The sequence below is a fragment of the Streptomyces sp. NPDC002588 genome, assembly GCF_040295925.1.
In the GTDB taxonomy this organism is placed as follows: Bacteria; Actinomycetota; Actinomycetes; order Streptomycetales; family Streptomycetaceae; genus Streptomyces.
In genome coordinates, this window is sequence record NZ_JBEOWF010000016.1 from 82,879 (window position 1) to 103,454 (window position 20,576).

Below are 20,576 nucleotides of genomic sequence, written 5' to 3' on the forward strand. Positions count from 1 at the left end.
CCGGCCCCCACACAAGGGAGTGTCCGTGAAGAACGCAGGTCAGCTGTCACGACGTCAGATCCTCGCCGCCGCAGGCTTCATCGGTCTGGCCGGTCTCACCGGCTGTGGGAGCGGCGACGAAGGCGGGGACTCCAAGGACCTCTCCAAGAAGCAGAACGGCGCGATGCGGGAGTACCGCGCCGGGCAGCAGTTCAAGGCGTCGAAGCCGCTGTCGTTCTCGGTCCTGCACAACAACAACCCGAACTACCCGCTGAAGGACGGCTGGCTGTTCTGGAAGGAGCTGACCCGGCGCACCGGCATCACCCTGAAGCCGATCGCGGTCCCGCTCAGCGACTACGAGAAGAAACGCAGCGTCCTCATCGGCGCGGGCGACGCCCCGTTCCTGATCCCCAAGACGTACCACCCCTCCGAGGTCGCCTTCGTGTCCTCGGGCGCGATCCTGCCCGTCAGCGAATACGTGCACCTGATGCCCAACTTCCGGGACAAGGTGCGCAAATGGAAGCTGGAGCCGGAGCTCGACGCCATCCGCCAGTCCGACGGCAGGTACTACCTCCTGCCCGGTCTGCACGAGAAGGTCAAGTCCGGCTACTCGCTCTCCCTGCGCACCGACGTCCTGGACAGACTGGGCCTGAGCCTGCCCACCACCTTGGACGAGGTGTACGAGGTCTTCGGGGCACTGCGCGCCGAGTACCCCGACCGCTACCCGTTCTCCGACCGCTGGAGCACCAACACCCCCTTCCCGGCCGCCGCGTTGATGAGCTACCTCGGCCAGGCGTACGGCGTGAGGGCGGGCTGGACCTACGACAACATCAGCTACGACTCGAAGGCCGGGGAGTTCGTCTTCACCGGCGCCACGGACGGCTACCGCCAGATGGTCGCGTACGTGAGGAAGCTGGTCGCCGGGAAACTGATGGACCCCGAGAGCTTCACCCAGACCGACGACGAGGCGGTGCAGAAACTGCTCGGCGAGAAGTCCTTCGCGATCAGTGCCAACCCGCAGGAGCTGGTCCAGAACTACCGCTACAACCTGGAGAGGCAGGTCAAGGGCGCGAAGATCGAGATGGTGCCGGTGCCGCTCGGCCCGGCCGGCCCGGTCCTGCTGAGCGGGACCCGGCTGGAGAACGGGGTCATGATCTCCAGCAAGGCGCTGAAGAGCGACACCTTCGTCGCGATGATGCAGTTCGTGGACTGGCTCTGGTACTCGGACGAGGGCCAGCGGTTCGCCAGATGGGGGGTCCAGGGCACCACCTACACCTACTCCTCGGGCCGGTACGAACTGAAGCCGGGCATCAGCCTGATGGGCTCCGACCCCGACGCGCCGAAGGACCTCCAGAAGGACTACGGCTTCTACAACGGAGTCTTCGCCTACGGCGGCAGCTGGGCCCTGGTCTCCTCCACCTTCTCCCAGGACGAGCGGAGGTTCCAGGACGCCATGTCCCAGCGCGAGGAACTGCCCGTCGACCCGGCCCACCCCCTGCAGTCCGTGGAACAGGAGCAGGCCTCGCTCTGGGAGACCCCGCTGCGGGACCACGTCACCCAGAACACCCTCAAGTTCGCCCTCGGCAAGCGGCCGCTGTCCGAATGGGACGCCTACGTCGCCGAGCTGAAGGCCAAGAACGCGGACCGGCTGGTCGAGATGCACAACAAGGCACGCGACCGCTTCAAGAAGGAGAACGGGTGATCCGCGTCCCGGCCGAGCCCTCCGGCCGCCTCTCCGAGGCCTGGCGCCACTGCGTCGGCACCGGCCGCATCGAACTCGCCCTGCGCCGCGACTACCAGGACTCCCTCGCCCTCCTCCAGCGGGACATCGGCTTCCGGTACATCCGCGGCCACGGCCTGCTCAGCGACGGCATGGGCGTGCACCGCCCGTACGACCACGAGGGCACCCGCCACGTCCACCACTCCTTCACCTACGTCGACCAGGTCGTCGACGCGTACCTGGACCTCGGCATCCGGCCCTTCCTCGAACTCGGCTTCATGCCCGAGGGGTTGGCCTCCGGCGACCGCACGGTCTTCTGGTGGCGCGGCAACGTCACGCCGCCCCGCTCCCACGGGGAATGGGCCGACCTGGTCCGCGCGACACTCCGCCACCTCGTCGACCGCTACGGCCTCGACGAGGTCCGCACCTGGCCCATCGAGGTGTGGAACGAACCCAATCTCCCCGACTTCTGGCAGGGTGCGGACGAACCGGCCTACCACCGGCTCTACGAGGTCACCGCGCACACCGTGAAGGAGGTCGACGCAGGGCTCCAGGTGGGCGGCCCGGCCCTCTCCCCGGGCGCCGACGACTGGCTGGAGAGGTTCGCCGAGTTCGCGGGGCACCGGGACGTCCCCGTCGACTTCGTCTCCAAGCACGCCTACACCTCCGGCCCCGCCCAGCACGTGCCGTTCGGCGTCCACCAGACGCTGGCCCCGGCGCGCGGCCTGCTCGACCAGTTCGCCACCCCCCGCGACCGCCTCAAGGGCACCCGTCTGGCCGGACTCCCGGTGCACATCACGGAGTTCAACTCCTCCTACCGCCCCGACAACCCCGTCCACGACACCGCCTTCCACGCCGCCTACCTCGCACCGGTACTGGCCGGCGGCGGCGACCTCGTCGACTCGTTCTCCTACTGGACCTTCAGCGACATGTTCGAGGAGGCCGGTGTGCCCACCGCCCTCTTCCACGGCGGCTTCGGACTGCTCACCCACCGGCAGGTCCGCAAGCCCACCTACCACCTCTACGCGTTCATGGCCCGGATGGGCCCCGACCTGCTCGCCCGCGGCGACGACCACCTCGTCACCCGCCACCCCGACGGCCGGGTCACCGCCCTGGCCTGGGCGCCCGTCGACCCGACCGGCGAGACGCCCGGCCCCGACCGGCACCGGCTGCGGCTGTCCCTCCCGGCCGCCGCCCGCGAGGTCTTCGTCCGCCGGTCCACCGTCGACGAGGAGCACGGCAACGCCTACTCCGTCTGGCGGCACATGGGCAGCCCGCGCTCGCCGGGGCGCGCCCAGCTGGACGTCCTGCACGAGGCCGCCGAGCCCGCCCGCGGCCACCGCCGCCTGCCCGTCCGGGAGGGCCGGGCCGAACTGGACCTGACCCTGTCCCGCCACGAGATCACGCTCGTGGAACTGACCCCGGTCACCGACGAGACCCCCGCCTGGTGGGACGAGGGACGACTGCTGGGCGGGGAGCCCTCGTGAGCGGCACGGCCACCGGCTTCGGCACCGGTGTCCTCTCCCGTGCCGCCGCCCTGATCCACACCCTCCTCACCGTCGAGGCCCTGCTCCTCGCCGCCGCCGCTCCCGGCTTCGCCGCTCTGCTGCTCCTCGGCCCCGACCCCGCCAACCTGCCCCTCGCCGCGCTCTGCCTGCTGCCGCTCGGCCCGGCCGCCTCCGCCGCCCTGTACGCCCTGCACCACCGCGGCCGCGACCTCACCGACCTGCATCCGGCCCGCGTCTACCGGCGCGGCTGGCGGCTCAACGCCGTGCCCGCCCTCAAGCTCTGGGCCCCTCTGCTGGCCTGGCTGACGGTGATCGCCTTCACCCTCACCCACTTCCGGGCCACGGGCCTGCCCCGCTGGTGGGCGGCGCTGCTCGCCCTCATCGGCGCGGCCTCGCTCCTGTGGGGCGCCCACGCCCTCCTGGTCACCTCGCTGTTCACCTTCCGCGCCCGCGACACCGCCCGCCTCGCCGCCCGCTTCCTGCTCCGGCACCGCCGGACCACACTGGCCGCCGCGTCCCTGCTCGTCCTCGCCGCCGGGACCACCGCGCTGCTGACCGAGGCCCTGACCGCCCTGCTCGCCGCCCCGCTGCTGCTGTCCCTGCTGCACGCCGGCCGCCCGGTGATCGCCGAGACCCAGGAGGACTTCACCGCATGAGCCCGCACACCCCGGACACCCCGAAGATCCCCTACGGCGGCGACTACAACCCCGAGCAGTGGCCCGAGGACGTCTGGGACGAGGACCACCGCCTCTTCACCCGGGCCGGCATCGACACCCTCACCGTCGGGGTCTTCTCCTGGTCCCTCACCCAGCCCGCCGAGGACGTCCACGACTTCACCGTCCTCGACCGCGTCCTCGACCGCGCCGCCGCCGAGGGCCGCCGGGTCTGCCTGGCCACCGGCACCGCCGCCCTCCCGCCCTGGCTCGCCGGGAAGTACCCCGAAGTGGGCCGCACCGACTTCGAGGGCCGCCGGCACCGCTACGGTCAGCGCCACAACTTCTGCCCCAGTTCGCCCGCCTACCGCCGGCTGTCCACGGCGATGGCCGGCCGCCTCGCCGAACGCTACTGTCACCACCCGGCGTTGCTCGCCTGGCACATCAACAACGAGTACGGCGGCGCCTGTTACTGCGACCTCTGCGCCGAAGCCTTCCGCGCCTGGCTGCGGGACCGGCACGGCACCCTGGACGCCGTCAACGACGCCTGGTGGACCACCTTCTGGTCGCACCGCTACACCGACTGGGACCAGATCGAGCCCCCGAGCGCCCTCACCGAGCACTGGCGCGGCCCCGACCACACCGCGTTCCAGGGCATCACCCTCGACTACCAGCGCTTCATGACGGACGCCCTGCTCGGCTGCTTCACCGCCGAGAAGGAGGCCGTCCGCGCCCACGATCCGGACACCCCCGTCACCACGAACCTCATGGGCGCCTACCGGCCCCTCGACTACCACCGCTGGGCACCCCATCTGGACTTCGCCTCCTGGGACAACTACCCGCCCCTGGACGCCCCGCCCACGCGACCGGCCCTCGCCCACGACCTCATGCGGGGCCTGAAGGACGGCGCCCCCTTCTGGCTGATGGAACAGACCCCGTCCACCACCGCCTGCCGCGACGTCAACCCCCTGCGCAGGCCGGGCGAACTGCGCCTGGCCACCTTCCAGGCGATCGCGCACGGAGCCGACGCCGCCCTCTACTTCCAACTGCGCGCCTCCCGCGGAGCCTGCGAGAAATACCACGGCGCGGTGATCGGCCACGCCGGCCGCGACGACACCCGCACCTTCCTCGAAGTCGAGGCGATCGGCGCCGAGCTGGCGGCACTGGGCGCCGCGACCCTGGGCGCCCGCACCCCCTCCCGCACCGCGCTCCTCTTCGACTGGGACAGCTGGTGGGCCCTGGAGATCTCCGACGGCCCCTCCCGCCTGGTCCGCTACCCGGACGTCGTCCACAGCTACTACCGGGCGGCCCGCGAGGCCGGCGCCGACGTGGACGTCGTACCGGTCACGGCCGATCTCACGCCCTACGACGTGGTCCTCGCCCCCGTCCTCCACCTCGTCAAGGGAGACCTGGCCGAGCGCCTGGAGGCGGTGGCACGGCGCGGGGGAACCGTCCTCGCGACCTTCCTCACCGCCCGCTCCGACGAGCACGACCGCGCCTTCCTCACCGACGTCCCCGGCCCCCTCGCCCCGCTGTTCGGCATCCGCGTCGACGAATGGGACGCCCGCCCCGAGGACGTCGTACAGCGCGTGTCCATGGGGGAGTTCACCACGGAGGCCCGGCTGGTCTTCGAGATCGTGCGGCTGCGCGGCGCCGAGGCGGTCGGCACCTACGGCGACGACTTCTACGCCGGCACCCCCGCCGTGACCCGCCACGCGCACGGGACGGGGGAGGCCTGGTACGTGGCCACCGCCCTCGACCAGCCCGGCGTCGGCCACGTCGTGCGCCGCGTCCTCGCCCGCCACGACCTGACCGGCCCCTGCGCCGACCAGCCCGGCGTCGAGACGGCCACCCGCGTCACCGCCGACGGCACCTCCCTGCTGTTTCTCCTGAACCACACGACGAACGCGGCTCACTTGGCCATGCGGCAGGCCGCGACCGACCTGCTGACCGGGAAGACGTACGAGCAGGGCGAGTCCCTCCCGCTGGACCCGCTCGGAGTCGCCGTCCTGCGCCTTCAGTAGATGAGCCTGCCGTGCGCGTCCGGCACCCCCGACCTGCGCAGGAAGTAGGTGTTGACCTGGTCCCGCCACTCCCGGGCACAGCGCACCTGCTCCTCGTACCGCTCCGCCACGCGCGCGTGCCGGGCCGGGTCCACCAGGCCGGCGAGGCCCGCCCACACCCGGCGGGCCTCCTCGGCCTCCTCGACGCCCTCGAAGTGGGTGTCGTAGATGTGCTGGATCACCGTCCTGCCGCTCCTCAGCACATGCCCGTAGGGCACATGGTGGAAGAACAGCAGCAGTTCGTCCGGACAGGTCTCCCGGGACTCGTAGACGTCGGCCCAGGGCTTGGCGTACTGCGCCGCGTACCCGGTACCGGTCGCCGCGCTCCGGTCGACGCCGATGCCGTCGCGGTCGGCGAAGTGGTACGTCCCCCACGGGCTGTACTCGTAGCCGTCGACACTCGGCCCGTAGTGGTGCCCGGGCTGCACCATGAACCCCACCCCGAGCGGTGCCGTGTACTTCTCGTACGTCCGCCAGGAGCCGTCCAGCACCCGGTGCAGTCCCTCCGCCAGCCGGTCGGGGGCGCCGGGGAACGTGAGGCCGATCCACTCGTCCAGGACGCGGCCCGGGTCGGCGTCCGGCTGCCAGGCCAGCCTGCCGAAGGTGTACAGGTTCGCCTGCGCCAAGGGGTGCCCGGTCCAGAACGGGTCGTCGCCCACGTTGGACACGGCCACCAGCTCCTGAGCCAACTCACCGACAGAAGGCCCCAGTCCGCCTTCCGGGCGGAACCCCAGCACCTCGCTCCACATCGGCCCGAGCCAGCACACGTGCCGCTGCTGCCCGGTGTACTCCTGGGTGGCCTGCACCTCCACCGCCAGCCGGGTGCGCGGCAGCGCCCCCAGCACCGGGGAGACCGGCTCGCGCGCCTGGAAGTCCATCGGCCCGTGCTTCACCTGGAGCACCGCGTTGTCCGCGAACTGCCCGTCCAGCGGGGCGAAATGATCGTGCGCGGCCCGCGCCCGGTCCGTCGAGCGGTCCCGCCAGTCCTGCCGGTGGTCGTAGACGAAGGCCCGCCAGTGGACCGTGCCGCCGTGCGGGGCGAGCGCGGCGGCCAGCATGTTCGCCCCGTCCGCGTGGCTGCGCCCGTAGGTGAACGGCCCCGGCTGCCCTTCCGAGTCGGCCTTCACCACGAAGCCGCCGAAGTCCGGGATCACCCGGTACACCCCGCGCGCGGCCGCGGCCCACCAGTCCCGCACCGGGTCCTCCAGCGGATCGGCGGTGGACAGCCCGCCCAGCACGACCGGCGCGGCGAAGGTCACCGACAGATGCGTCCGGATGCCGTACGGCCTGAGCGCGTGCGCGATCTCGGCGACCTCGCCGATCCGGTCGGTCAGCAGCCGCGCCTCGGTCGCGTGCACGTTGACGTTGTTGACGCAGACGGCGTTGATCCCGCAGGCGGCGAGCAGCCTGCCGTACGCCCGGACCCGGTCCGTCCATCCCCGCGCCCGGCCGTCCCGCCAGAACAGCGAGCCGCCCGCGTACCCGCGTTCCACCTGGCCCATGACCGGGTGCACGGCCACGTTGTCCCAGTGGTCGAGCATGCGCACGCCCGTCGCGGGGCGGTGGATCTCGCGCGGCCGGCCGCGCGTGAACGCCTCCTCGCCGAGCCGCACGACATGGAACAGGCCGTACAGCAGCCCGCGACCGTCGGAGGCGGTGACCGTCGTCGTACCGCCCTCCCGGGCGTACGTGTGGTCCTCCGGGCCGAGTCCGCCGTCGGTCAGCTCCAGCAGCAGGTCGTACGGGCCGTCCCGTACGACTTCGCCGCCGAACCGCTCACAGGCCTCGCTCACCTCGCCGCGCACGGTCCCGACCAGGGGACCGGCGCCCCGGATCAGGGTGCGCCGAGCCCCCAGCGGCCCGAAGGCCTCCGGGGGCAACCAGGCGGGGTCCATCCAGTTCAGGACAGCAACTCCACTTCTGACAACTGCACTTGGCCGTCGAACACCAGGCGGTACTTCGCGTACCTACCCGCCGACCCCACGGTGAACGCCCGTGTCTGCAGGTCCCACGCGAAGCTCTGTCCGGAGCGCCGGTCCAGGGTCTTCCACGTCGTCCCGTCGGACGAACCCTCCAGCCGCCAGCTCGTGGGCGCCTTCGTGTGGTCGGAGGCGGAGGTCAGGGTGTACTGCACCGCCTTGGCGGCCCCGCCGACCGGCAGGTCGACCACTCCCGACACCGTCGCGTCGGTCTCCGACGTGTTGTCGAAGAGCGCGCCGTCGGCCGTCAGCACGTCCTTCCGGGGGGTCGGCACCTTGTCGTCCTGCGTGATCGAGACGGGTGCCGCGTTCTTCCCGCTGCCCCACGCCGAGGGCCGCGGTCCCATGTCGAACTCCAGGACCCCGCCCTTCGCGAGGAGCGAGTGGGGGAGCGAAGTCGACGTCCAGGCCCGGCCGTCGACCTTCAGACCCTGCACGTAGACGTTCTTCGTGCTGTTCTTCGGGGCCTTGATCACGAGGTCCTTGCCGTTCTCCAGGTGCACGGTGGCCTTCTTGAACAGCGGGGAACCGATCGCGTACTCGCCGCTGCCCATCACCAGCGGGTAGAAGCCGAGCGCGGAGAACAGGTACCAGGCCGACTGCTCGCCGTTGTCCTCGTCGCCGTGGTAGCCCTGTCCGATCGAGCCGCCGGTGTAGAGCCGCGACAGCACCTCGCGGACCTTCGCCTGGGCCTTCCAGGGCTGCCCGGCCGCGTCGTACATGTAGATCGTGTGGTGGGCCACCTGGTTGGAGTGCCCGTACATGCCCATCCGGACGTCCCGGGCCTCCGTCATCTCGTGGATGACCCCGTTGTACGAGCCCACGAACTCGGGGGAGGCGGTCTCCGGGGTGGCGAAGTAGGCGTCGAGCTTCTGCGCCAGGCCGCCGCGGCCGCCGTAGAGGTTGGCCAGCCCCCGGCTGTCCTGCGGGGCGGTGAAGGCGTACCCCCAGCCGTTGGTCTCGGTGTAGTCGTAGCCCCACACCCGCGGGTCGTAACTCGCCGACGGCACGCGCCAGTCGCCCTCGGCGTCCCTGCCCTGGAAGAAGCCGGCCGTCTTGTCGAAGAGGTTCACGTACCCCTGGGCGCGGTTGAGGAAGTACGTGGACTCCTCCTGGTACCGCTTCTCACCGGTCTTGCGGTACAGGGCCTGGCCCATCCGGGCGATGCCGTAGTCGTTGAGATAGCCCTCCAGCGCCCACGACAGGCCTTCCTTGGTGTCCGTGCTCGTGTAGCCGAGGAAGGTCGAGGTCGCCATGCCCTTGCGGCCCACACCCGAGGACGGCGGCACGACCGTCGCGTTCTTCAGGGCCGCCTCGTAGGCCGCCTTCGCGTCGAAGCCGACCCCCTTGAGATAGGCGTCCGCGAAGGCCACGTCCGAGGAGGTGCCGGTCATCAGGTCCGCGTACCCGGGGGAGGACCAGCGCGAGGTCCAGCCGCCGTCCTTGTACTGCTGCACGAAACCGTCGGTGAGCTCACCTGCCTGAGTGGGGGTCAGGAAGGAGTACGCCGGCCAGGTGGTCCGATAGGTGTCCCAGAAGCCGTTGTTGACGTACACCTTGCCGTCCACGATCTTCGCGCCGGTGTGCGTCGGGGTGTCCTGGCTCTCCATCGGCGAGAACGGCGAGGCGTACTGGTACTTCGAACCGACCTTCTCAAAACCGGAGTTGGGGTACAGATAGAGCCGGTACATGCTGGAGTACAGCGTGGTCAGCTGGTCGGCCGTCGCGCCCTCGACCTCGATCGTGCCGAGCAGCTCGTCCCACTGCTTCTGGGCCTGCCGCTTCACCGAGTCGAAACCGGCGCCCGCGGGTATCTCCTGCCGCAGGTTGTCCTTCGCCTGGTCGAGGCTGATCAGCGAGGTCGCCAGGCGCAGCGTGACCGTCCGGTCGGCGCCCGCGTCGAACCGCAGATACCCCTTCTCCCCACTCGACGCCCCGTCCGTCACCGGCCGGTCGAACTCGCCGTACACGAAGAGCCTGGTCGCGCCGGTGGACAGGCCGGACTTCACGTCCGAGTAGCCGGTGACGACACCCGAGTCCTTGTCGAGGGTCAGTCCCGCCTGGTCGGTGACGTTGTCGAACAGGACGCTCGCGTCGTCCCCGGGGAAGGTGAAGCGCAGGGCCGCCGCATGGTCGGTCGGCGCGATCTCCGCCTTGACGCCGTTCTCGAACCGGACGCCGTAGTAGTACGGCCGCGCGGTCTCGTTCTCGTGCCGGAACGCCAGCGCCCGTGCCGTGCGCCCGGTGTCCGGGACGCCCGTAGCGGCCGAAGGCATCACCTGGAACGTCTGCCGGTCGCCCATCCAGGGGCTCGGCTCATGGCTGGCGCTGAACGCCTGGATCGTGGGCAGATTGTCCGCGTTGTTCGCCCGGGCGTAGTCGTACAGCCAGCTCACGGTGCCCGCGTTCGTCACCGGGGTCCAGAAGTTGAACCCGTGCGGTACGGCGGTGGCCGGGAAATTGTTGCCCCGCGAGAAATTCCCGCTGGAGTTCGTCCCGCGCGTGGTCAGCGCGTAGTCCGACAGATGCGCCTTCTTCGGCTCGGGTGCGGCCGTCCGGAGCGCGATGTCGTCGACCCAGCCCCGGAACTGCGCCGGCCCGCCGGGGGAGTCGTAGGCCACCAGGATCCGGTCGACCGTCTTCCCGGCCGCCACCGACCCGATCGACGACAGCACGTCGTTCCACTGGTTGACGTACAGCGCCTTCGCCGCGCCCTGTCCGCGTGGCGACAGCGGGAACCCGTTCTGGTCCACCGCCCCCAGGCCGCTCAGATAGGTGCCGTCCGTGAAGGCCAGGTCCACCGACACGTTCGTCGCCGCGTAGTCCAGTTCGCCGTGGGCGAGCTGGGGGAAGATCCGGTACGCCAGCTGGGTCCGCGCGCCGACCCGCACGTTCACGTCGAAGACCTTGTTGTACGAGTACCCCCGGCCCGCGGCCGTCTGCCGCCCGGCGTACCGCAGCGCTTGCAGACCGGTGAACCCGGCCCGTGCCTTCGCGGTCGGCGAGCTGGTCGGGCCGTCGTCGACGACGGTCAGCATGTCCGGCGGGGTCGGCTCGCCGCCCCCGCCCGTGCCGAACCGGACGTCGGCCAGCTGCAGGATGCCGACCCCGTGGTTCTTCGTGAAGTCCAGCCGGAAGTGCTGGTACTCGGCCGCGGCGGCGAGGGTGTACGTCTTCGTCTGGTAGCGCTGGGAGAACGACTGCCCGCTGCGGCTGTCGAGCGTCGTCCAGGTGGTGCCGTCCGCCGAGCCCTTCAGGGTCCAGTCCGCCGGGTCGCGTTCGGGGACGTCGTTGGCGGAGGTCAGCGCGTAGGTGCTGACCGCGGCCGGAGCGGACAGGTCGAACTCCACCCAGCCGGTGGAGGCGAAGGCCAGCCACTTGCTGTCGGGGTCGCGGTCGACGAGGTTCTCCTTCACCTCGAAGGAGCCGGCGTTCTCTCCGCTCGCCCGGATGCCGGTGACCTGGTCGGTCACATCACCGGGAAGCCTTCCGCTGTCGTAGCCGCCGTCGACCCCCGAGGCGCGCTCGGGAGTGCTGACCCAGTCGGGTGCGGGCTGGCCCGCCTCGAACGACGAGGCGAACGCCCTGGCGGGCAGCCTGACGGGCGCCTGCTGGGCGACCGCCACACCCGGTGAGCCGACCGTCATGACAAGGGCGGCCGTGATCGCGACCGCGCGTAACCGTCCGAACCACTGCATGCGTGAGCATCCTCCCCGCCCGGACCAGCCCCCGGACAACGTTGTCCATCTCGGTGCGCAGGAATCAGTAGTGGGCCAAGTGGTGGTCGGTGTCAAGGATGTTGATTGCGCCAAGCGGGGCACATGTCGTGGAATTTTCGGCCAAGCCGGCCACGGATGACTCATATTTCCGGGAGGTCTCAACTCGGAAAAGACCGGTCGCCAACCTTGCGCTCGATCTTGATCCGCTGACGGAAACTGGACTATACCTGTCGGCGATTCACGCGATCCGCACGACTCTGCTCGACCCGACCGCGGAGGACTTGAGCACATGGGATCCAGCTCTGAGCACAACGGCGCAGTGAACGAGGAATCGGCGGGCCTGGGCCGCCGCGATCTGATCAGACGGTCGGCCGCACTCGGCCTGGTCTCCGTGCCCACGATGAGTTTTCTGGCCGCCTGTGCCAGCAGCGGCGGCGGAGGCGAGGAGAAGGCCAAGGCCGGGAAGAAGACGGCCAAGAACCCCCTTGCGGTGAACGAGACCGCACAGATGGAATTCGTCCTGTTCGACGGCGGTTTCGGCAAGGAGTACGCCGAGGACGCCGTGAAGATCTACGAGCAGGGCTTCCCGAAGGCAAAGGTGAAGTTCACCGCCACCCAGAAGATCCAGTCCACGCTCCAGCCCCGCTTCAACCAGGGCACCCCGCCCGACCTCATCGACAACTCGGGCGCCGAGCAGATGGACATGGGTGTCCTGGTCGGCAAGAAGCAGCTCGCCGACCTCACCCCGCTGCTGGACGCCCCCTCCTACGACGACCCGGCCAAGAAGGTCCGCGACACCCTGCGCCCCGGCATCGTCGAGATGGGCCAGTTCGACGGCGACCCGGTCTGGATCATGTACTACGCCTACACCGTCTACGGCGTCTGGTACTCGCAGAAGGCCCTGGACTCGCTGGACGCCGCCTACCCCGAGACCTGGGACGAGATGCTCGCGGTCTGCGCGAAGGCCAAGAAGAAGGGCATGGCCGGCTGGACGTACGCCGGAAAGTACCCGTACTACCTCCCCTTCTCGCTCTACCCGATGATCGGCAAGGTCGGCGGCCGCGAGGTCCTCGACGCGATCGACAACCTGGAGCCGAACGCCTGGAAACACCCGGCCGTCAAGGCCTGTTTCGAGGCGTACTACGAGCTCTACAAGAAGGGCTACGTCCTCAAGGGCACCCCGGGCCTGGACCACATCCAGTCGCAGACCGCCTGGGCCGAGGGCAAGGCCCTGTTCATCCCGAACGGCTCCTGGGTGGAGAACGAGTCGGCGAAGGTCATCCCGGCCGACTTCGACCTCGCCGTCTCCGCGCCCACCGGTATCGACTCCTCCGACAAGATGCCCTTCGGCACCATCTGGGCCTCCGGCGGTGAGCCGTTCATCGTCCCCGACAAGGCGAAGAACGCCGCGGGCGGCATGGAGCAGCTGCGCATCATGCTGAGCGAGGCCTCCTCCAGGAACTTCACCGCCAAGGTCAAGTCGCTCACCGCCTACAACGGCGGCACCGACGGCATCACCCTCACCCCGGGCCTGAAGTCGGGCGTCGCCGCGTTGGAGAAGGCCGGCGACAACGTCGTCAACCCGCGGATGCAGGACTGGTACGTCCAGTTGCAGAAGGAACAGATCGGCGTCGGCGGTCTCGGCGAGATGATGGCCGGGCGGCTCACCCCCGTCGAGGCCGTCAACAAGATCCAGGGGTACGCCGACGCGGCGGCGAAGGACACGTCGATCAAGCACTACAAGCACCAGTAGCACCAGCAACGTATTCACGACGCACCGGAGTGGCGATGCAGCATGGCAAGTACCGGTTCATCGTGGGGTTCCTGGCGCTCCCCCTCGGCCTGTACGCGCTCTTCGTGGTCTGGCCGTTCATCCAGTCCATCTACTACTCGTTCACGGACTGGACCGGACTGAGCCCCGAATTCAAGATGGTCGGCCTGGGCAATTACCGCAGGATGCTGGACGACGAGATCTTCTGGAAGTCGTTGTGGCACAGCCTGCTGTTCGCGCTCCTGGTGCCGTTGGTGACGATCGGGTTCGCCCTGTTCCTGGCATTCATGATCAATGTCGGCGGCCGGCGGAGAAAGGGCGGTCCGGCCATTTCCGGAGTGCGCGGTTCCGGGTTCTACAAGATCGTGTATTTCTTCCCGCAAGTGCTGTCGATCGCGATCGTCGCGCTGCTGTTCGCCTTCGCGTACAACCCGGACAGCGGCGCCGTCAATTCGTTCCTGCGGGGCATCGGCCTCGGCGGTGTCCAGCCGGTGTGGCTCGGCGATCCGGACCTCGCGCTGTGGTGCGTGATGGCGGTCCTCGTCTGGTCCACGGTCGGCTTCTTCGTGGTCCTGTTCTCGGCGGCCATGGCCGCCGTCCCCGCCGACTTCTACGAGGCCGCCCTCCTGGACGGCGCGAACCGGTCCACCACGTTCTTCCGCGTCACCCTGCCGCTGCTCTGGGACACCGTGCAGTCGGGCTGGGTATACATGGGCATCCTCGCCCTCGGCGCCGAGTCGTTCGCGGTCGTACAGATCATGACGACCGGCCCGGGCGGTCCCGACTACTCGACCACCGTCATGGTCCTGTACGTGTACCAGAAGGCGTTCCGTGACGGTCAGGCCGCCTACGCCACCACCATCGGGGTCGCCCTGCTCGTCGTGACGCTGGCCTTCGCCGCCGTCGTGATGCGGCTGGGCAGGCGCGAGCGGCTGGAGTACTGAGTGAAGACGACCGAACCCCCCGTCCCCGCCCCCGCGCCCGTCACCAAGACCGGCCTTCCGGCCGGGCGGGCGCCCGCCGCGCCGAGGAGCGAAGGCCGGGCCCTGAACGTCTTCTCGCACGGTGTGCTCGTCATCTGGGCCGTCATGGTGGTGCTGCCCCTGCTGTGGGCGGTGATGACCTCCTTCAAGGACGACCGCTCGATCTTCTCCTCGCCCTGGTCGCTGCCGGACCGGCTGCACCTCGACAACTGGTCGAGGGCCTGGACCGAGGCCAACATGAGCGACTACTTCCTCAACACCGCCCTGGTCGTCGGCGGTTCGCTCATCGGCACCCTGGCCCTCGGCTCCATGGCGGCCTACGTCCTCGCCCGCTTCGACTTCCCCGGCAACCGGTTCATCTACTTCCTGTTCGTCGGCGGCATGAGTTTCCCGATCATGCTGGCGCTGGTCCCGCTGTTCTACGTGGTGAACAACATGGGACTGCTGAACACCCTGCACGGGCTGATCCTGGTCTACATCGCCTACTCGCTGCCGTTCACGGTGTTCTTCCTGACGGCGTTCTTCCGCACGCTGCCCACCTCGGTGGCGGAGGCCGCGTTCGTCGACGGCGCCTCGCACACCCGGACCTTCTTCCAGATCATGCTGCCGATGGCCAAGCCCGGCCTGGTCAGCGTCGGCATCTTCAACTTCCTCGGCCAGTGGAACCAGTACATGCTGCCCACGGTCCTCAACACCGACCCCGACAAACGGGTCCTCACCCAGGGACTCGTCCAACTGGCCGTCAGCCAGGGCTACAAGGGTGACTGGTCGGGACTGTTCGCCGGCCTGGTCATGGCGATGCTCCCGGTGCTCGCGGCGTACATCGTCTTCCAGCGGCAGGTGGTGCAGGGGTTGACAGCCGGGGCCGTGAAGTAAACCGCCCGCCTTCATGCGGCGTACGCGGACGCCCGGTGCACGGGCTGTCCGTGTACGCCGCTTTTCATGACGACCCGTCCGCTTTCGCACCCCCGCACACCCGTACGGCGCACCCCGGAATCCGACTTTCCGCAACGCCCCGCAGCCGGTCCCACACACCCCGCAACATTGGACCGGACCATCTCGGCGTGGTCCGTTCGGCCGCGCGGATAGTGTTCAACCTCTTGACGGGAGTGGACCCGAACGGCTCAGCTTAGAGTTCACTAGTTGGACATAGACGGGGCCTCATTGAAGCGGTCCCGCGCGCAGGAGGTCGTCGTGGAGACTCCGGGGTCGCAGTCGTCACTGCATCGGGCCAACCTGGAGCGGGTCGTACGCGCGGTGCGTCTGGCCGGGTCGCTCACGCAGGCGGAGATCGCCCGGACCACGGGACTGTCCGCCGCGACCGTCTCCAACATCGTGCGCGAGCTCAAGGACGCCGGAACCGTCGAGGTCACGCCCACCTCGGCGGGCGGGCGCCGGGCCCGCAGCGTCTCGCTCAGCGGTGACGCCGGCATCGTCATAGGGGTGGATTTCGGCCACACCCATCTGCGGGTGGCCCTCGGCAACCTCGCCCACCAGGTGCTCGCCGAGGAGTCCGAGCCGCTCGATGTGGACGCCTCCTCGGCTCAGGGCTTCGACCGTGCGGAGCAGCTGGTCACCCGCTTGATAGAGGCCACCGGGGTGGATCGCACGAAGATCGCGGGGGTCGGTCTCGGCGTACCGGGCCCGATCGATCTGGAGTCCGGCACGCTCGGCTCCTCCGCGATCCTGCCCGGCTGGATCGGCACCAGACCGGCCGAGGAACTCAGAGGCCGCCTCGGAGTGCCTGTTCACGTGGACAACGACGCCAATCTCGGCGCCCTCGGCGAGCTCGTCTGGGGCAGCGGCCGGGGAGTGCGTGATCTTGCTTACATCAAGGTCGCGAGCGGTGTCGGCGCCGGTCTGGTGATCGAGGGGAAGATCTACCGGGGGCCCGGCGGGACTGCGGGAGAAATCGGACATATTACACTTGACGAATCCGGACCGGTCTGCCGCTGCGGAAACCGGGGCTGCCTGGAGACCTTCGCGGCCGCGCGCTACGTGTTGCCGCTCCTCCAGTCCAGCCATGGCACCGACCTGACGATGGAGGGTGTGGTGCGGCTGGCCAGGGACGGAGACCCGGGCTGTCGTCGGGTGATCGCCGACGTCGGCCGCCATGTCGGCAGTGGAGTCGCCAATCTCTGTAACCTGCTGAATCCGAGCCGGGTGGTCCTGGGTGGTGATCTCGCCGAGGCCGGTGAGCTTGTGCTCGGTCCGATCAGGGAGTCCGTCGGCCGCTATGCGATCCCCAGTGCGGCGCGTCAACTCTCCGTTCTCCCGGGGGCGCTCGGTGGCCGTGCGGAGGTGCTCGGAGCACTCGCTCTCGCGCTCAGTGAGATGGGTGATTCGACCCTTTTGGACGGCACTTTGCCGACCGCGACACCTGCCTTCACTTAGAGAACGAATGACGCCGTTGCCATCTCGTTAAGTATTTACTTCTTGACGTCGAACTTGCGGCCGAGTTGACTTCGAGCCACCTCGGCCGCAGCGTTGCGGCCCTGTCAGGGAGGCACACCCCAAATGAACGCAACGATGCGTAGAGTCGTGATCGGCGCCACCGCCGTGTCCATGGCGCTGTCGATTGCCGCGTGCGGCAAGGCCGGCGACGACAAGGACAGCGGCTCCGACAGCAGCAGCTCGGGCGGCAAGTCCATCGGCCTGCTGCTTCCCGACAGCGTCACCGCGCGGTACGACAAGTTCGACAAGCCGTTCTTCGACGCCAAGGTCAAGGCGCTCTGCTCGGACTGTACGCTCGAGTACGCCAACGCCGCCGCCGACCCGGCCAAGCAGGCCCAGCAGGTGAGCAGCATGGTGACCAAGGGCGTGAAGGTCATCGCGATCTCCGCCCAGGACTCCGCCGCCATCAAGTCCTCTCTCCAGGCCGCGGCGAACAAGGGCGTCAAGATCGTCGCCTACGACCGCCTCGCCCAGGGCCCGGTCAGCGGCTACGTCTCCTTCGACAACGTCAAGGTCGGCGAGCTCCAGGGTCAGTCCCTGCTCGACGCCCTCGGCTCCAAGGCGACCACCAAGGCCAAGGTCGTCATGATCAACGGTGACGACGCCGACCCGAACGCCGCCCAGTTCAAGGAAGGCGCGCACAAGGCCCTCGACGGCAAGGTCGACATCGCCTACGAGCAGTCCGGCCTCTGGAAGGACACCGTCGCCGCCCAGAAGATGTCCGCGGCGATCACCCAGCTGGGCGCCAAGAACATCGCCGGCGTCTACGCCGCCAACGACGGCATGGCCGGTGGCATCGCCAACACCCTCAAGGGTGCGAAGATCAGCAGCATCCCGCTGACCGGCCAGGACGCCGAGCTCGCCGCCATCCAGCGGATCGTGGCCGGCACGCAGTCCTCCACGATCTTCAAGAACTACAAGCTGGAGGCCGAGGCCGCCGCGCAGATGGCCGTCGACCTGCTGAACGGCAAGAAGATCACCGCCCCCACCACGCTGACCAGCGGCTCCGGTGACAAGGTGCCCTCGCAGCTGCTGACCCCGGTGGCGGTCAACAAGACCAACATCAAGGACACGGTCGTCAAGGACGGGCTGTGGACGGTCGCGGACATCTGCACCGCCGACTTCGCCGCCGCCTGCAAGTCCGCCGGCCTGCAGTAGTCGCCGGCCCGGCGCACGTCGCCGGGCACACCCCGGCCCGAGTCCCGAAGCGGGACTCGGGCCCAGACCGCCTAGCGGTCCCGCGAGACTCCTCCGACGCCTGCCCCACACTCACACCCCGCTATCGGGGCGGGCGTCGGACGGAACCGTTGCCGAGCGCAGCGGATTCGCGCATGTTCATTCTGTAGACATCGTGCGGACGCCGAAGGGGGCCCGCACGTCCTTCCGCGCATCACCCCAAGCGCGGCATCCCCGCCGGTCAGGCGGCGAAGGAGATGGTTCACGTGTCCGCTACGCCCGTGCTGGCGTTGCGCGGAGTCTCCAAGCGATTCGGTGCGGTCCAGGCACTCACCGACGTCGAACTGGAGGTCCACGCCGGAGAAGTGGTCGCCCTCGTGGGCGACAACGGCGCAGGTAAGTCGACCCTGGTCAAGACGATCGCGGGAGTCCACCCCATCGATGAGGGCGTCATCGAGTGGGAGGGCCGCACGGTCAGCATCAACAAGCCGCACGACGCCCAGGGACTCGGCGTCGCGACGGTCTACCAGGACCTCGCGCTCTGCGACAACCTCGACGTGGTGGGCAACCTCTACCTCGGCCGCGAGCTGCTGCGCCGGGGCGTCATCGACGAGGTGACGATGGAGAAGAACTCCCGCGAGCTGCTGTCCACGCTCTCCATCCGCATCCCGAGCGTGCGCATCCCGATCGCGAGCCTCTCCGGCGGTCAGCGCCAGGTCGTCGCCATCGCGCGCGCCCTGATCGGCGACCCCAAGGTCGTCATCCTCGACGAGCCCACCGCGGCCCTCGGCGTCGAGCAGACCGCGCAGGTCCTCGACCTCGTCGAGCGGCTGCGCGAGCGCAACCTCGGCGTCATCCTCATCAGCCACAACATGGCCGACGTCAAGGCGGTCGCCGACACCGTCGCCGTGCTGCGCCTCGGCAGGAACAACGGCTCCTTCCCCGTGAAGGACACCAGCCACGAAGAGATCATCGCCGCGATCACCGGGGCCACGGACAACGCCGTGACCCGTCGTGCGGGGCGTCGCACCACGGAGGCGGCAAAGTGAGCGACACGTCGAAGACCGTGCAAGGCGACTCCCCGGAGCCCGAGAAGGCCGGCACGGCAACGAAGCTCGACAAGGGCGAGGGTGTGGTCGAGGAGCAGACGACCGTGGCCCCCGCCGACGACCCGACGGCCGCGCCGGTCTCCGTCGTCGACCCGCGTCTGCTGGTCCGCGAAGAGGGACTCAAGGGCTACGTCACGGAGTTCAAGCGCAAGGTCAAGGGCGGCGAGCTGGGCCAGATCCCGGTGGTCCTCGGCCTGATCGTCATCTGGACGATCTTCCAGCTGAAGAACGACCTCTTCCTGAGCGCCGACAACCTCTCGAACATCAGCTACTTCATGTCGGCCACCGGCATGCTGGCCATCGGCCTGGTGTTCGTCCTGCTGCTCGGTGAGATCGACCTGTCGGTCGGTTCGGTCAGCGGCCTGGCGTCCGCGCTGTTCGCCGTGTTCGTGGTGGACCACTCCATGAACCCATGGGTGTCGCTCGTCCTGACGATCGCCGTCGGCGTCGGCATCGGCGCCCTCCAAGGATGGTTCTTCGCGAAGATCGGTGTACCGGCCTTCGTGGTGACCCTGGCCGGCTTCCTCGGCTGGAACGGTCTGATGCTGTGGCTGCTGGGCTCCAGCGGCACGATCAACCTTCCCTCGGACTCCGGCCCGATCCACCTGTTCGGCCAGAACTCCTTCTTCATGGACCAGGCCATCATCGGCGCCTACCTGCTGGCCGGTCTCGCCGTCGTGCTGTCCCTGGTCGGCAACTTGGGCGAGCAGCGCCGCCGCCGTGCCGCGGGTGTGCCGTTCCGTCCGACCAGCGAGATCCTGCTGCGCGTGGGCCTGCTCGCGGTCGCGGCGTTCGTGTCCGCGGCCGTGCTCAACGACGCGGCCGGTGTCTCCAACTCGCTGGTGATCTTCCTGGCGGCGCTGGTGATCGTGGACTTCGTGCTGCGCCGCACGACGTACGGCCGCAAGGTGTTCGCGGTCGGCGGCGGCATCGAGGCCGCCCGCCGTGCCGGTATCAACGTGCCGATGGTCCGCATCACCGTGTTCGCCATCTCCGGCGCCTTCGCGGCGGTCGGCGGCATGTTCTTCGCGGGCCAGACCGCGGGCGCCTCGCTGAGCGCCGGCGGCGGCAACACCCTGATGCTCGCCATCGCGGCGGCCGTCATCGGCGGCACCAGCCTCTTCGGCGGCCGCGGCACCGTCTGGTCCGCCCTCCTGGGCATGCTGGTCATCCAGTCCATCCAGACCGGCCTCGACCTGCTGAACATGAGCACCTCGATCCAGTACATGATCACCGGTGGTGTTCTGCTGGGCGCGGTCGTCATCGACTCCGTGTCCCGCAAGAGCCAGAAGGCGGCCGGCCGCGGCTGACCTGCGGCGGAAACCTCACTGTGCCCGGCGCCCACAAGGCGCCGGGCACAGGCGTGTCATAGGCCGTGCCCATCATGGGTACGGCCGTTCGCGTGACCTATGACCCATGGGCCGGAGTCCGCCCGCCCGGGCGGAACATTAGACTCGACACG

Annotated in this window: 13 protein-coding genes; 11 read left to right on the forward strand and 2 right to left on the reverse strand. The window is 69.2% G+C overall.

Going from position 1 to position 20,576, the window contains the following annotated elements:
- Positions 1–25: 25 nt before the first annotated feature.
- The 4 genes from ABT057_RS19970 to ABT057_RS19985 are packed head-to-tail and all read left to right on the forward strand — an operon-like array spanning position 26 to position 5,884.
- On the forward strand, positions 26–1,681 hold the full coding sequence (locus ABT057_RS19970; protein WP_352344400.1) for an ABC transporter substrate-binding protein: 1,656 nt from the start codon (positions 26–28) through the stop codon (positions 1,679–1,681).
- Entirely contained in the window at positions 1,678–3,186 is a 1,509-nt protein-coding gene (locus tag ABT057_RS19975) for a GH39 family glycosyl hydrolase (protein WP_352344401.1), read from the forward strand. Before ABT057_RS19970 ends, ABT057_RS19975 begins: the two co-directional genes overlap by 4 nt.
- Positions 3,183–3,863: a hypothetical protein gene (locus ABT057_RS19980; RefSeq protein ID WP_352344402.1), complete on the forward strand. Its 681-nt coding sequence runs from the start codon at positions 3,183–3,185 to the stop codon at positions 3,861–3,863. The genes ABT057_RS19975 and ABT057_RS19980 overlap by 4 nt, the downstream gene beginning before the upstream one ends.
- Complete coding sequence (locus tag ABT057_RS19985; RefSeq protein ID WP_352344403.1) at positions 3,860–5,884, forward strand: beta-galactosidase; 2,025 nt, start codon at positions 3,860–3,862, stop codon at positions 5,882–5,884. Before ABT057_RS19980 ends, ABT057_RS19985 begins: the two co-directional genes overlap by 4 nt.
- Here the strand turns inward: ABT057_RS19985 and ABT057_RS19990 are convergent.
- Both ABT057_RS19990 and ABT057_RS19995 read right to left on the reverse strand, forming a co-directional pair.
- Positions 5,878–7,818, reverse strand: a complete 1,941-nt coding sequence (locus tag ABT057_RS19990; RefSeq protein WP_352344404.1) for an alpha-glucuronidase — start codon at positions 7,816–7,818, stop codon at positions 5,878–5,880. The two genes, ABT057_RS19985 and ABT057_RS19990, sit on opposite strands and share 7 nt — an antisense overlap.
- 5 nt (positions 7,819–7,823) lie before the next feature.
- Positions 7,824–11,549: a GH92 family glycosyl hydrolase gene (locus ABT057_RS19995; RefSeq protein ID WP_352344508.1), complete on the reverse strand. Its 3,726-nt coding sequence runs from the start codon at positions 11,547–11,549 to the stop codon at positions 7,824–7,826.
- Between the two features lie 361 nt (positions 11,550–11,910).
- Here ABT057_RS19995 and ngcE point away from each other — a divergent pair, with 361 nt between their 5' ends.
- From ngcE to ABT057_RS20030, 7 genes are all read left to right on the forward strand, one after another.
- Entirely contained in the window at positions 11,911–13,374 is a 1,464-nt protein-coding gene (gene ngcE, locus ABT057_RS20000; RefSeq protein ID WP_352344405.1) for an N-acetylglucosamine/diacetylchitobiose ABC transporter substrate-binding protein, read from the forward strand.
- 35 nt (positions 13,375–13,409) lie between these two features.
- A complete protein-coding gene (locus ABT057_RS20005) occupies positions 13,410–14,336 on the forward strand; it encodes a carbohydrate ABC transporter permease (RefSeq protein WP_352344406.1) in 927 nt (308 codons plus the stop codon).
- Positions 14,337–15,251 carry a carbohydrate ABC transporter permease gene (locus ABT057_RS20010; protein WP_352344407.1) on the forward strand — a complete coding sequence of 305 codons (915 nt, stop codon included), beginning with the start codon at positions 14,337–14,339 and terminating at the stop codon, positions 15,249–15,251.
- 318 nt (positions 15,252–15,569) lie between these two features.
- Positions 15,570–16,769: an ROK family transcriptional regulator gene (locus ABT057_RS20015; RefSeq protein ID WP_352344408.1), complete on the forward strand. Its 1,200-nt coding sequence runs from the start codon at positions 15,570–15,572 to the stop codon at positions 16,767–16,769.
- A 135-nt stretch (positions 16,770–16,904) separates the two neighbouring features.
- Positions 16,905–17,987, forward strand: coding sequence for a sugar ABC transporter substrate-binding protein (locus ABT057_RS20020; RefSeq protein WP_352344409.1), 1,083 nt, complete (start codon positions 16,905–16,907; stop codon positions 17,985–17,987).
- Between the two features lie 275 nt (positions 17,988–18,262).
- Positions 18,263–19,054: an ATP-binding cassette domain-containing protein gene (locus ABT057_RS20025; protein ID WP_352344410.1), complete on the forward strand. Its 792-nt coding sequence runs from the start codon at positions 18,263–18,265 to the stop codon at positions 19,052–19,054.
- Entirely contained in the window at positions 19,051–20,424 is a 1,374-nt protein-coding gene (locus tag ABT057_RS20030) for a sugar ABC transporter permease (RefSeq protein ID WP_502973946.1), read from the forward strand. Before ABT057_RS20025 ends, ABT057_RS20030 begins: the two co-directional genes overlap by 4 nt.
- Positions 20,425–20,576 lie beyond the last annotated feature (152 nt).

Bases quoted from the DNA above. Each gene is read 5' to 3' on its own strand.
- ABT057_RS19995 (WP_352344508.1), bottom strand. From the start codon at position 11,549: ATGACGGTCGGCTCACCGGGTGTGGCGGTCGCCCAGCAGGCGCCCGTC.
- ABT057_RS20005 (WP_352344406.1), top strand. From the start codon at position 13,410: ATGCAGCATGGCAAGTACCGGTTCATCGTGGGGTTCCTGGCGCTCCCC.
- ABT057_RS20025 (WP_352344410.1), top strand. From the start codon at position 18,263: ATGGTTCACGTGTCCGCTACGCCCGTGCTGGCGTTGCGCGGAGTCTCC.
- ABT057_RS20020 (WP_352344409.1), top strand. From the start codon at position 16,905: ATGCGTAGAGTCGTGATCGGCGCCACCGCCGTGTCCATGGCGCTGTCG.
- ABT057_RS19990 (WP_352344404.1), bottom strand. From the start codon at position 7,818: ATGGACCCCGCCTGGTTGCCCCCGGAGGCCTTCGGGCCGCTGGGGGCT.
- ngcE (WP_352344405.1), top strand. From the start codon at position 11,911: ATGGGATCCAGCTCTGAGCACAACGGCGCAGTGAACGAGGAATCGGCG.
- ABT057_RS19985 (WP_352344403.1), top strand. From the start codon at position 3,860: ATGAGCCCGCACACCCCGGACACCCCGAAGATCCCCTACGGCGGCGAC.